The organism is Pedobacter sp. KBS0701 (assembly GCF_005938645.2).
Lineage (GTDB): Bacteria > Bacteroidota > Bacteroidia > Sphingobacteriales > Sphingobacteriaceae > Pedobacter.
Genome location: NZ_CP042171.1, coordinates 124,510 through 136,346, shown reverse-complemented (window position 1 = coordinate 136,346; position 11,837 = coordinate 124,510). Strand labels below are relative to the sequence as shown.

Annotated in this window: 12 protein-coding genes and 1 tRNA gene; 3 read left to right on the top strand and 10 right to left on the bottom strand. The window is 42.2% G+C overall.

From position 1 onward, the window contains the following. Positions 1-115: 115 nt before the first annotated feature. The 4 genes from FFJ24_RS00560 to FFJ24_RS00545 form a co-directional block, all read right to left on the bottom strand. A complete protein-coding gene (locus tag FFJ24_RS00560) occupies positions 116-1,138 on the bottom strand; it encodes an IS110 family transposase (protein ID WP_138817962.1) in 1,023 nt (340 codons plus the stop codon). A 752-nt stretch (positions 1,139-1,890) separates the two neighbouring features. Next, positions 1,891-3,102 (bottom strand): bifunctional 3,4-dihydroxy-2-butanone-4-phosphate synthase/GTP cyclohydrolase II, encoded by a 1,212-nt coding sequence (locus tag FFJ24_RS00555; protein ID WP_138820255.1) that lies wholly within the window; start codon positions 3,100-3,102, stop codon positions 1,891-1,893. Positions 3,103-3,241: 139 nt separating this feature from the next. Further along, a complete protein-coding gene (locus tag FFJ24_RS00550) occupies positions 3,242-4,666 on the bottom strand; it encodes an LptF/LptG family permease (RefSeq protein WP_138820253.1) in 1,425 nt (474 codons plus the stop codon). Positions 4,667-4,695: 29 nt separating this feature from the next. Beyond that, positions 4,696-5,076: an START-like domain-containing protein gene (locus FFJ24_RS00545; RefSeq protein ID WP_029278206.1), complete on the bottom strand. Its 381-nt coding sequence runs from the start codon at positions 5,074-5,076 to the stop codon at positions 4,696-4,698. A 1,079-nt stretch (positions 5,077-6,155) separates the two neighbouring features. Between FFJ24_RS00545 and FFJ24_RS00540 the strand changes: the two genes are divergently transcribed. Then, positions 6,156-6,232 (top strand) — tRNA-Met (locus tag FFJ24_RS00540). Positions 6,233-6,437: 205 nt separating this feature from the next. Here FFJ24_RS00540 and FFJ24_RS00535 read toward each other — a convergent pair. From FFJ24_RS00535 to FFJ24_RS00525, 3 genes are all read right to left on the bottom strand, one after another. After that, positions 6,438-7,568 carry a Gfo/Idh/MocA family protein gene (locus tag FFJ24_RS00535; protein WP_138820252.1) on the bottom strand — a complete coding sequence of 377 codons (1,131 nt, stop codon included), beginning with the start codon at positions 7,566-7,568 and terminating at the stop codon, positions 6,438-6,440. Between the two features lie 25 nt (positions 7,569-7,593). Continuing rightward, the gene (locus tag FFJ24_RS00530) at positions 7,594-8,592 is read right to left on the bottom strand and encodes a hypothetical protein (protein WP_138820250.1); all 999 of its coding nucleotides are present in this window, start codon (positions 8,590-8,592) and stop codon (positions 7,594-7,596) included. A gap of 113 nt (positions 8,593-8,705) precedes the next feature. After that, positions 8,706-9,029, bottom strand: coding sequence for a nuclear transport factor 2 family protein (locus FFJ24_RS00525; RefSeq protein WP_138820248.1), 324 nt, complete (start codon positions 9,027-9,029; stop codon positions 8,706-8,708). Between the two features lie 138 nt (positions 9,030-9,167). Between FFJ24_RS00525 and FFJ24_RS00520 the strand changes: the two genes are divergently transcribed. Next, a complete protein-coding gene (locus FFJ24_RS00520) occupies positions 9,168-9,548 on the top strand; it encodes a helix-turn-helix domain-containing protein (RefSeq protein ID WP_138820246.1) in 381 nt (126 codons plus the stop codon). A gap of 73 nt (positions 9,549-9,621) precedes the next feature. Here FFJ24_RS00520 and FFJ24_RS00515 read toward each other — a convergent pair whose 3' ends face one another. Beyond that, positions 9,622-10,509, bottom strand: a complete 888-nt coding sequence (locus FFJ24_RS00515) for a pirin family protein (protein WP_138820244.1) — start codon at positions 10,507-10,509, stop codon at positions 9,622-9,624. A gap of 100 nt (positions 10,510-10,609) precedes the next feature. Between FFJ24_RS00515 and FFJ24_RS00510 the strand changes: the two genes are divergently transcribed. After that, positions 10,610-10,957 carry a helix-turn-helix domain-containing protein gene (locus tag FFJ24_RS00510; RefSeq protein ID WP_138820243.1) on the top strand — a complete coding sequence of 116 codons (348 nt, stop codon included), beginning with the start codon at positions 10,610-10,612 and terminating at the stop codon, positions 10,955-10,957. Positions 10,958-10,984: 27 nt separating this feature from the next. Here FFJ24_RS00510 and FFJ24_RS26620 read toward each other — a convergent pair whose 3' ends face one another. Continuing rightward, the gene (locus FFJ24_RS26620) at positions 10,985-11,260 is read right to left on the bottom strand and encodes an SDR family oxidoreductase (protein ID WP_256377600.1); all 276 of its coding nucleotides are present in this window, start codon (positions 11,258-11,260) and stop codon (positions 10,985-10,987) included. A gap of 29 nt (positions 11,261-11,289) precedes the next feature. Then, positions 11,290-11,517: an SDR family NAD(P)-dependent oxidoreductase gene (locus tag FFJ24_RS26615; protein WP_256377599.1), complete on the bottom strand. Its 228-nt coding sequence runs from the start codon at positions 11,515-11,517 to the stop codon at positions 11,290-11,292. Positions 11,518-11,837 lie beyond the last annotated feature (320 nt).

Sequence of the window (11,837 nt, the reverse complement as noted above, 5' to 3'; positions counted from 1 at the left end):
CTGCTTGCAGAATGACAAAATTTGCTTTCGGATTAACCGACTCAGAAACGAGCAAAATAGATTTCTCCACTCCGTTGCACTCCGGTCGAAATGATTGTTATGATAAAAACAAATTTTAAGCAGCTATTTTATAGTTATTTTTATAGCTGGCTTGATTTTTTATAACAGCAGCAACTCTTAATGCTATCTTGTTTCTAACGGCATTAATTATGCTCATGCTGTGCTTCCCTTCATCCTTTTTTCTATTGTAATATGTTTTGAATTCCTGATTATGTTGAATCAAAGATAATGCACACATATGCAGCAATCTTTTAAGCTCTTTATTGGCCATCCGGTGTACTCTTGTTTTACCTTTGATACTTATACCACTGCTGTGTTCAAATGGTACAACCCCTGCATAACAGGCCAGTTCTTTTCCGCTGGGGCGCCCTGCAAAATTTCCAGTGCAGCCAATCAGGTATACTGCGGTAACATGTCCTATCCCAGGGATACTGAGCAATAGTTTGTAGTTCTGCTTGAAACCCTGGTTTCCTGTGATAATTTTTTTGATCTGATCTTCGAGGTTCCTGATTGACTTTGCGATACCCTCAATTGCATTTTTAAGTGCTTTTTCAATCAGTTTCTGATGTTCTTTACCATTGACATTGCCAAGTTCTTTTACCGAAACGCTAATGCCGGACCTTTGTTTGAGCAGCTTTGTCCTCGCTGATATCAGATCTTTCAGGAGCATCAGTTCGGGATCCAGGGCAGCTGTAGCCTTTAGGTCATCCGCTTCCTTAAAGGCATAGTTGCATAAACGGATACTGTCTATTTTATCATTTTTGCCCCTTGCTATCCCAAAACTCCATTTGATATGGGCGGCATTGCCAATATGGATGGGCAGATTTCTGTTGCTGCAGAAAGTCCATATTAAACGATGATAGATCCCCGTATTTTCCATGACAACCAGGGAGTCCCCATTGAATGTGGTTTTCTGAGATTTCAACCACTTCTCAAATAGCTTTATACCTGGAGCGGTGTTATCAAACCGTGCGGTGGCTATTTCCTGTTTTACATGGTTCACAACGGCCATTAATGCAACATCGAAGTGCGGTTTGGAAATATCAATACCGATAAAAAATTTTGTAGTGGCAATCATCCTGCTATTTTTTATGTTTGTAATGGTTACCTAAGTTTTACCCCATCGATCCTAGTCCTTAATAATGGGTATTACCCTAATTGTTATCTGGTCACTAAGGGAAAAAACGGTAACGGATTGAATCATTTCATAGGCATAAAAACCTTGACGAATTTTAATGTGCCGCTACCGTTTTAGGTAATCTGATTTATAATTTAAGCAAAGTAAGTACTTGGTATCTTTAAATAAAATATCAAAACAAATCTAAAGCACTAAGGGAAAAAACGGTAACGGATTGAATCATTTCATAGGCATAAAAACCTTGACGAATTTTAATGTGCCGCTACCGTTTTAGGTAATCTGATTTATAATTTAAGCAAAGTAAGTACTTGGTATCTTTAAATAAAATATCAAAACAAATCTAAAGGACGATTGCAGGCAGCGTTTAGAAAAAAATCTATTCCAGGGAGAATGAACTAGAAAAGTCTGTCATTCTGAATGAAATGAAGAATCTCTAACCTAAGAACCACTTGCTTTTATTATGTACAACTGATAAGTTAGCGCAGACTGATTGGGGTTCATTGATCCATACTAGACAGATCCTTCACTGCATTCAGGATGACAAATTATACTGGGGTAATCAGCGTTTTTGATTCTACATTAAACAAAAAAAGCCAGTACCAAACGTAAGTTCAATACTGGCTTTTGCTTGTTATTAAGACTATGGGACTGACTCCAAACTGTCAACTCCAAACTGTTAACTGCAAACTGGACTATCCTTTCATAATCGAATGGCCCATTTTATCTCTTTTGGTGGTTAAATAACGTTCGTTATGTACATTACTGGCAATTTCGATCGGAATGTTTTCGACCACTTCCAGGCCATACCCGATTAAACCTGCCCTTTTGGTTGGGTTATTACTCATTAAACGCATTTTAGTCACCCCTTCCGATCGCAGAATCTGCGCTCCCACGCCATAATCACGTTCATCACCTTTAAAGCCTAACTTAATATTCGCTTCAACCGTATCAAAACCGGCATCCTGTAAATTATACGAACGTAATTTATTAATCAGCCCGATACCTCTACCCTCCTGGTTCATATACACCACAATACCTTTACCTTCTTTTTCGATCATTTCTAATGCTTTGTGCAACTGCGGACCGCAATCGCAACGGCAAGACCCAAAGATATCGCCCGTTACACAAGAGCTGTGTACACGTGCTAAAATAGGTTCGTCGGTATTCCATTCGCCTTTAGAAATGGCTAAATGTGTCGCATTATTATCCAGCTGTGTATAAGCCGTCATTTTAAAATCGCCCCAGGCGGTAGGTAAATCGATGCTAACCTCCTGCTTAATCAAACTATCCATGGTTAAACGGTAGGCGATTAAATCTTCAATTGATATAATTTTTAACTGATGCTGCTCGGCAATTTTAAATAAATCAGGAAGCCTGGCCATTTCGCCATCCTCTTTCAAAATCTCTACCAATAAACCTGCAGGTTTCATGCCGGCTAAACGCGCTAAATCTACTGCCGCTTCTGTATGACCTGCACGGCGGATTACACCACCATCTTTAGCTATCAGCGGAAAAATATGTCCCGGCCTGCCTAACTCTTCAGGGTCGGTTTTAGGATTAACCAAAGCCAGCATCGTTTTAGAACGGTCGCTCGCCGAAATCCCCGTGGTACAGCCATGGCCAACCAAATCTACCGAAACCGTAAAATTAGTTTCGTAAGCTGCCGTATTTTTGCCAACCATCAGATTAAGATTTAACTCCTTACAACGTTCTTCTGTTAAAGGTGCACAGATTAAACCACGGCCATAAGTGGCCATAAAATTAATAATCTCGGGCGTTGCATTTTCAGCAGCAGTTAAAAAATCACCTTCGTTCTCTCTATTCTCATCATCTACAACAATAATCACTTTACCAGCTTTTATGTCTGCGATGGCCTCTTCTATTGTGTTTAATTTTGTTTGCATTTTATAAACATTATGGGGCAAATGGTGTGTAAGGCGTATTTAAATGAATTTATACCACAAACAATAACCCATACAAATGTACAACCTTATTGAGCAATATTTGGATTAAAATATCATCTGTAAGTAAAGGAAAAGAGGCCTATTTTTCCTTCTTTTTAAACAACTTAAACAAGAGCTGCTTGTAGTAATTTACATCAAACAAGGCTGAATCGACGGTAGCTTTATAAGTTAAAAAAGCAGCCAGGGGCGACAATACGATTACCGCAATCCACATCCCGAATATAGGATTCAAATTCCCTTCACGTGCCGATTTTTCGGCCACTGTGGTAATGATGTGGTACACCAGGAAGAAACAAATGGCCACCACTACAGGCAAACCCATACCCCCTTTTCTAATAATGGCACCCAATGGAGCACCAATAAAAAACAACAGGATACAAGATGCTGCCAGGGTAAATTTACGCTGGTACTCTACGGTGGCAAAAATAATTTCGCCGGTTAAATCGGTTTGGCGTGGACCCCAGTTGGGTACGTGCTGCATAATATTTGCAACGGTACTATTTGCATTATCGAGGGCCAGTTTCCGAGATCCGTTAGGGATACTCTTTAATATTACATCATCAATCTCTTTCGGAACGGCTTTTATCCTGGTGTAACCTCTGGTCACATTAAACTGCTTAAAGTTACTGCTGAGGTTAGCAATAGTACGCATTTTCATCGTATCCAATTGCTTCGTCAGCGAATCGCGTTTTTTTACAATCCCTTTCAGGTTTAACATGGGCGTGCTGTTTCCGAAAGCATTAGGATCGGTCTTATTTCCATCGAAAGAAGACATATCGAAACGCGGTGAGGTTTCTTTAAAACGGTTCCGCGTAAAAATCTGCCGTGGGTTGTACATGCCGTTTTTCGAAGATTGCTCTTCGTATTGTACACCATTTTTAAGTGAAAGCACCAAAAACTTACCATCGGCGGTTTTATTCATTTTCCCCTCTTTTGCCAGAATTACTTTCGGAATGCCATTATTTTCACGGTGATCGTAAATCATGATATTGTGCAGCGTACCGTCTTCCTCTTTCGAATCGACACGGATGGCATAACCCGGAATGGCATTATTAAAAACTCCTGGTTTAATTAAAAATGAAAGTTTTTTATTCCTGATATCATACAATAGTGAGCCAAATTTGAGATTGGCTTTAGGCAACATATAATTTGCAAAAAAGAAAGAGGCTACAGTGAGCATTAAAATCACCACAAAAAGGGGGCGCATGGCTTTTTGTAAAGAAATACCTGCCGATTTAATGGCCACGAGCTCGTAATTTTCGCCCAGTGTACCAAAAGTCATGATGGAAGAAAGCAGTACTGATAATGGCAGCGCCATTGATACATTGGCAGCCGAGGCGTAATACATCAGCTCCAGAATGGTGTACCATTCGAAACCTTTTCCGATTAAATCATCAATCCATTTAAACAGAAAAAACATCAATAGAATAAACATCATAACAAAAAATGTTGCTATGAATGGCTTCACAAATGCTTTTATTAATAGAAGATGTATTTTTTTCACCCTACAAAGGTAAACAATGCGAAGGTAATTTAGGCACCCAAAACGCTAATCAGGTAATCGATCTGGTTATCCCAGATTAATTTTTTCTCTGCCAGAAGTTCATCGGTCGTAAAATCAGTAATCGAGAGGGCAACATCATTGGTGAGTTCGTCCTGTACAATTTCCATCTCAAAATAACATTGAGGTTCATCATCCAGCCACTTAAATTTAACCAGCTTATTTTCTTTGATTGAAACCAGTTTTGCTTTTTGCTGCTCATCATCCCAGGTAAAAGTGTATACCTGATCACGGAAATTCACATCGTCCGCGAACCATTGCGATAAACCGTTTGGTTCACTGATAAAACTATATAAAATTCTTGGTGACGATCTAACTTCGTACTCTAGTGTAAATTTTTTCTTTTCTGCCATGTTAGTACACTACCAGGATAATTTCCGGACAATTTTTTAATATTATTTTTCTAAAGAAAGGTAATTTATTCTATATCTGCAACAATATAATTTTTATTGGTTAAAGGCGTTGGTGCATTGGTCCATTTGCTGTTGGTTTACTGATTTTTGTGGCTAATTGGTTAAGCAGGTAATCGACTCAAGACTTCCTACGCTATGCTCCGGAATGGTTATTGGATAATCGGTTAATTGTTGTATTCAGTTAACTATTTTCATCCTATCAAGAATTTAAGGTCAGTTAAGTTTTGATTGCGCTTATATGGTTTTTATATGTCTTATATGGTTAAGAAACGGGGTTGTTAATTGTTCATACCCATTAATTGACTCCAGCCAAAAAACATCTTCTTTTTTAAAAAATCAGCGCCAATTCCTTTACCCATCCTGTACCATTTGTTTACCCTTTCTCTATACCAGGTTAACCCCAGGGTTACCCTTTGCTTACCTATTCTTTACCCTGGCGTTACCTCTTTTATTACCTAAAGGGTAAAGGATTGGCGAATATCAGCTATAGATAAGGTTACCTTAGGGATGACCTGGTACCACCAGGGGGTTAAGCAATCTTTTTGAAACCACTAAATTTTATCAGCACAAACGGTCAGCTGATTATCTTCCCATACCTACCCTAAGCACAATATCATTAAGTTATGATTTTAACCACAGATTTACATAGATAAACTGGGATTTTTATATCTGTGTTAATCCTTCTTATCTGTGGTTAATTATTTTCACCTGTATCAACGGTTTAAATAATGGCATTGACTGTAAGCAATAACTTGAGATAGGATAAGGTCAGAAATGCGGTTACTTTTGCGGCACATACCGGAATGTTGCGCTTCGTTGCGTTATTAATTTCTAAAAACAGGCTCCCTTAAGGGCTAAAATAACGATTACAATCGCTTAAAAACAATAAAATTTACTGAACATTAAGGCTTTAAAGTATTTTTCACATTTCTTTTTAATAGAATGTATATTTATTCTATATTTGCAACTCTTAAAAATAACCACATCGATATTTACGTTATGTAGTAAATATTAAGCCCGGCGGGGTAGCTCAGATGGTTAGAGCGCAGGATTCATAACCCTGAGGTCGGCAGTTCGATCCTGCTCCCCGCTACCAAAACGGCAAAAAGCCTTGAAAGTCGAACCTTTTCTTTGAAAGGAGCTCAATTTCAAGGCTTTTTCTTTTTATGAAATTTTCTTATGAAAAGAAAAAAACAGACATAAACCTGTTATTCATTGAAAATAAGGCAATTAAGAGTTCGATCCTGCTTGAGTTAACCCAACCTGCAACATTGGCTCATGTATATATGATTATCAATTAATTAAGGTTCGACTTTTTTATCCCTATCACTCCTCACCCACGCTTCTTTTTTCTCTTGCGAGGATTTCTCGATACGGTCAACCAATTCATGAAGCGCAACACCATCTTCGAAATCCGGCGTTTTTCTTGAACCCTTACGGATATCTTCAGCGATCAAGGCATACAGATGGCCAACATTCCGAGCGCCTGAAAAAGACGGCCATCCGCTGTAGACACCGGCAGGCGGGGTAAGTGTTTTCAATTTTTTTTCTTCTCCTCTCGCGCCTTTAATAGCCAGCTGAACAATTTGGCCATGACCATTTTCACCGGTTACCTGCAAGTCACCGTCTGTACCGTTAATCTCCCATAGTAAGTTAGTTCCCCTTGTTATGCCACCACGATAATGCACAGATAAGGCAGCACCGCTTTTGAGTGTACCATGTATCAATATCTGATCCTGGGTATTTTTAGGCTTTAACGCTCCTGTATCGGTCAACCTGACCTGGTCAAACTGGGTCAGCATCCGGGCCGACAACTCTTCAATGTTACCCAATACCTCCGTTAGGCCCACCAGCGTATGGGCTAAAGGTATGGCTTGCATTGTGGCTCCATTAGCCTGATCATAGAGGTAGTAGTGATCCGCTTCTGTTTCATTTCCCCAGCTACCACCTGCACCGATCAGCGTAGTAGATAATACCTTACCTACATAGCCATCTGCTATAAGCTGCTTTAAGTAGGCCACCTCCGGCGCGTAGCGCATTTGTGTTCCTATTGCAGCGATAACACCTTTCTGCCTGGCCAACGCTGCCAGTTTCCTGCCTTCCCCTAGTCCGTTTCCCAAAGGCCATTCGCAAAAAACATGTTTGCCGGCATTCAGTGCTGCGCTGACCAGTTCAAAGTGATAGGGGACTTTTACGGTTACCACAACCAGGTCAATCTCGCTTGAGCTAACCAGTGATTGCGCATCCTTAAAGGCAAGGGGAAGATTTAAGGACTGTGCTGTTTTTTTTGAGCTCTCGTAACTTCGGTTGGCCACTCCAATGATCTCGAAGTCATCAGACAATGACCTTAATGCGGGTAAGTGGGCTGCTGCTGCCCAGTGGCTGTCGGGATTAAGCCCGATGAATCCTATGCGGATTTTTTGCTTATTCATATGATGGGTGTTGTTAAAACATAAACTATTCAGCCTTTGCGTAAAAATATTGCATAAGGGGAATCCGCCAACTGACAGCGGCAGATTTGATCGGTTCGTAGCTGAAGATCTCTTTGCCCCTATCCTTAATCGTGATCCTGAAAGGCTGTTTAAGTTTTTTGGTAAAATGGGTGATGGTGAGGTATTCAGCCAGGTCTTCGTGCCAGCTGGAGGTAGCGTATAGTGAGACAAAAGGCTTTTTGGCAGCTGATTCATAGATCTCCCTTGCAAGATGTATAGGTAATAGCCTGGCCCCGCCACGAAAGCGGCTGTGCAAAGTGAGGGTGTCAGCGAGGTTTGCATTTAGCTCAGTCCGGTCGGTCCAGATGCCTTGTGTAAAGTTTTTTTTCAGGTCTGCCTCCCTGTCAAAAGTCCCCCTGGTTTTATTCATTCCCAGCAGGTCAAGGGAGCCATCTACAACATGGGTCGCCTCGTGCAGGAGTACATAAAGTATTGCGTCAAGCCTGCCTGCATCGATGGAAACCTGCAAATCTGGGTTATCTTTTTCATAATAGCCCATTTCTTTCCAGGTTAGCCACTGGGAGACATCCTGTTTTAAAATCTCGGCCCTAAAAGTGATGGTAAAAACCGGAAATGGGCTCTCCGGGTTCATCGTTGCAGTCAGCGCTGTATTGGGCATGTTGTCCAGAAAACTGATGCCCAGCAGGTGGTCCCTCAGGACACGGGCATGTAGCGGAGGAAGCATTTTAAAGGCCCTGACCACCTTAACACTGTCGGCTTTGCTAAGTCTGTGGAGTGTCGGGGACATCCCAGCATCCCGGAATTTCTGGATTACTTCGGGCGGTGTATTCCCGATCCTTGCGGTCAGTGGCTTAGATGGATCAAGCCCGTACTTTTTTTGAACAACTGTTTTATGCTCACTTAGATCAAGGTTTGTCGATTGCCCCTTGATGATCAGGGGAGAAATGAAAAGTATGCTGAATAGTATCAGTATTGTGGTGCAGGTATTTGTTTTGATTGACATTTGGATTATGGTAAAAAAATAGCAATGCTGCCAGAGAAGAACAATTTCCATTGCTGCATTGCTATGGTCAGGTGATTGGCAATTGTGTTCAGGCGGACGCGCTTTAACACCAGCTACCCGGTGATTTTTAGTGATCCGACCAGCCCGTTCTGAAACGTAAAATTAAAGCGCAGGACTGCCGGGCTACCGGGAAATGTTCCCGAAACCTCCGCCTCAAGCACCGAGCCATTTGCGCTATCATTATAGCTGATCGGTTTTAGCACGCTCTGATACTCCTGGTTCGACTTTTCTATCCAGTTCTGGATTTCCTGTTTTCCGTTATGTGTCTTTCCTTCGTCGAATACTACTGCATCGTCTGAAAAAAGGGAAGCATAAGCTGCTCCGTCGTGGATGTTCTGTGCTTCCACTAAGTCTGATATTAATTTTGGTAGATTCATAATATTTATTTTTAAATTAACATATTGATGTACAAATTTCGATAGTACCTGTATAACCTGCAATAAGGGAACTACGATTCAGATAGGGAATAATTTATCCCTATTGATTGTTAGCTGGTCTACGCATATCTTTGATACATGTATGAAAAAAAGACTTTTCCGAACCTCAACTGCGGACTAGACCTGGTAGCGGAAGTGCTTTATGGCAAGTGGAAGATCAGGCTATTGTGGTTCATCAGCGAAGGCTTTCTGCGTCCGAGCGAACTGCAACGTAAAATACCCGATGCAAGCCGCCGTGTCATCAACATCCAGCTAAAAGAACTGGAGGAACATGAACTGGCGACCAGGACAATCTACCCGGTAATGCCTCCAAAAGTTGAGTATACACTTACCGATTTCGGCAGGACGCTGATACCTGTACTTGCTGTTATCGGACGCTGGGGAGATGAAAATCAGCAAAGGTTAAAGCGGGCCATACTGAAGGGATATCCGGACTATGATCAATCAATGGAGATTTAAATCGCTATGACATGAGGTTAACCGGCATCGATTATTCCTGGCAGCAGCTAATCAATTGCTGATTCCATCTCTGTCAGGTAGCCTTTGAATCGATGCGCCCATCTGAATGATATGTAACCTTCTGCTCATCTGACAGGTCGTTCAAATGCGGGAACTGTCCATCTTTAAACTTCCGGTACAGCGGAGCGATTTCTTCCACCGAATCGGCTACGAAAGGTCCGTGTTGGACAACCGGAACATGATGTGGCTGTCCAGCATACAGCATAAAATGCGTATCCTCATCCAATGCCTCCAGGGTAAGCCGGCCACTGCCTTTTTCGTTTGTTCTTTCCAGCCAGCCAGCTTGCCCGGAACTAATAATTTTGTCACCCACCTTTACCCGGCCTTGAAGCACATAGACCAAGCCATGATACTGCAATGGAATTTCCTGATTTACCACCGCAAGCTTTTTCAGCCTGAATTCAATCAGGATAAATGGTGTATGGGTTTTCAGGGGAGAGACCAAACCGTTGCTGCTGCCACCGTAAACACGGATTTCATATTCGCCGGTCTTAATTGTTGGCACATCTTCGAGTAATATTTTTTGCAAAAAAGGCTGGGCATACCGCTGTTCAGGTGGTAATGCCAGCCACACCTGTAAGATACGCAGTTTTTGCTTTGAAGTGATCTCCTCGGTGTGGACGATTCCCTTTCCCGCCGTCATCAGCTCAAAACTTCCCGTTTTCCATTCCCTGTCATTACCTTCCAGCACCAAAGTCAGGGTCTCAAATCCAGCGTGGGGATGTGCTCCCCCAACTGGCGCTCCGCCGGGCAGGTCCAATATGTCATCCATAAACAGGATAAAAGGATCGCTGTCTTTGTAGCTGACACCATCAAGGACAGCCATCGCCTTGTGCCCATCGCCCAAAAATCCATTGTGCCAATGGTTTTCAGTGATTATTGATATGCTTCTGTTTCTCATGGATGACTATCAATTGTTGATTAAGCCACAAATTTCCGAACAAATACTATACATTTGTTATCTGTTACAAAAAGGATAGTACTTACAAAAAGAATAGTATATGGCAAATCATACGATCGAAAGTTGTGCAAAAGCCAAAATGGCAATACGCGATACGCTGGACATAGTGGGCGGAAAATGGAAATTAATCTTGATTTCAGTGCTTCAGAGCGGCAAAAAAGGATTCAATGAGTTATCCAGGGAAGCGGCCATATCCCCGCGCATCCTGTCCAAGGAATTGCAGGAAATGGAAATGAACGGATTGGTAAGCCGAAAGGTATGCAACACTAAACCCGTTACTGTCCAGTATGAACTTACGCCTTATAGCCAAACCCTGGATGATGTATTGACAGCGATGGAAAAATGGGGATTCCAGCACAGGAATAAAATCATCCAGGGTATAAAGTAATCACGAACTGGTTACGGGAATGGTGTACTAGGTCGTAGGGATGGTGCCGCCGTCGATTACGAATTCTGTACCCGTTAGATAACCCGCCCTTGAAGAAACAAGGAAGCCAACCAGTTCCGCTGCCTCTTTCAGCTCGGCGGGTCTGCCATACGAAATTCCGCCCAAAGCATCCATCACACCTTGGGTAGCCTGTTTAATTGAAACTACTGAGCTTTGCGATATTCGCTTCATCATTCTCTTGGCACCATCAGTCATGATCCAACCCGGAGATACCGTTAACACCCTGACACCTTTCGAAGCCACCTCATTGGAAAGCCCCTTGCTGTAGTTGATCAGCCTTGCCTTTGCTGCGGCATAAGGAAGTGTACTGTTTTATGTTGGATCATCTGCGGCAAAAAACCCCTGTCCAGTCTAACCGGGGCAAGTAAGTTGATCTGCAAAGTCTCTTCCCAGTGTTCATCGGTCAAGGCATTAAAACCCCCAGCGGGAGTTTCGCTGCCTCCTAAGCTATTAACCAGGATATCAAGTTTACCGTATTTTGATAGTACTTCAGCTACCACCTTATCCGTTCCTTCTGCCTTGCTCAGATCGCCGGAATAAAATGAAGGTTTTCATCATATATGCCAGGCTCGTTCCTCGCCGCTATGGTGACCTAAGCTCAGGCAGCCAGTAATCTTGGCAATTTTCCATTGTTGCTGGGATGATCGTAGCGCCACCGATCAGAAGCAATCAACCCGTGATCGAAGGGTTCTCAGCGGATGTGCACTTTTTTCAGCGCTGGTCTTCTTCGGCATTGCTATCAAACAAACCAGGCAGGCCGGTTCTTCATATTTAGAACCCAGTCAAACGGGTTACTTCCTGTGCTGGGCGCTGCATTCGC

Excerpts from the sequence above, each read along its gene's own strand:
- FFJ24_RS00535 (WP_138820252.1), bottom strand. The coding sequence starts at position 7,568 with ATGAATAAGCAAAAAATCCGCATAGGATTCATCGGGCTTAATCCCGAC.
- FFJ24_RS00560 (WP_138817962.1), bottom strand. The coding sequence starts at position 1,138 with ATGATTGCCACTACAAAATTTTTTATCGGTATTGATATTTCCAAACCG.
- FFJ24_RS00510 (WP_138820243.1), top strand. The coding sequence starts at position 10,610 with ATGGCAAATCATACGATCGAAAGTTGTGCAAAAGCCAAAATGGCAATA.
- FFJ24_RS00525 (WP_138820248.1), bottom strand. The coding sequence starts at position 9,029 with ATGAATCTACCAAAATTAATATCAGACTTAGTGGAAGCACAGAACATC.
- FFJ24_RS00545 (WP_029278206.1), bottom strand. The coding sequence starts at position 5,076 with ATGGCAGAAAAGAAAAAATTTACACTAGAGTACGAAGTTAGATCGTCA.
- FFJ24_RS00520 (WP_138820246.1), top strand. The coding sequence starts at position 9,168 with ATGTATGAAAAAAAGACTTTTCCGAACCTCAACTGCGGACTAGACCTG.
- FFJ24_RS00530 (WP_138820250.1), bottom strand. The coding sequence starts at position 8,592 with ATGTCAATCAAAACAAATACCTGCACCACAATACTGATACTATTCAGC.
- FFJ24_RS00515 (WP_138820244.1), bottom strand. The coding sequence starts at position 10,509 with ATGAGAAACAGAAGCATATCAATAATCACTGAAAACCATTGGCACAAT.
- FFJ24_RS00555 (WP_138820255.1), bottom strand. The coding sequence starts at position 3,102 with ATGCAAACAAAATTAAACACAATAGAAGAGGCCATCGCAGACATAAAA.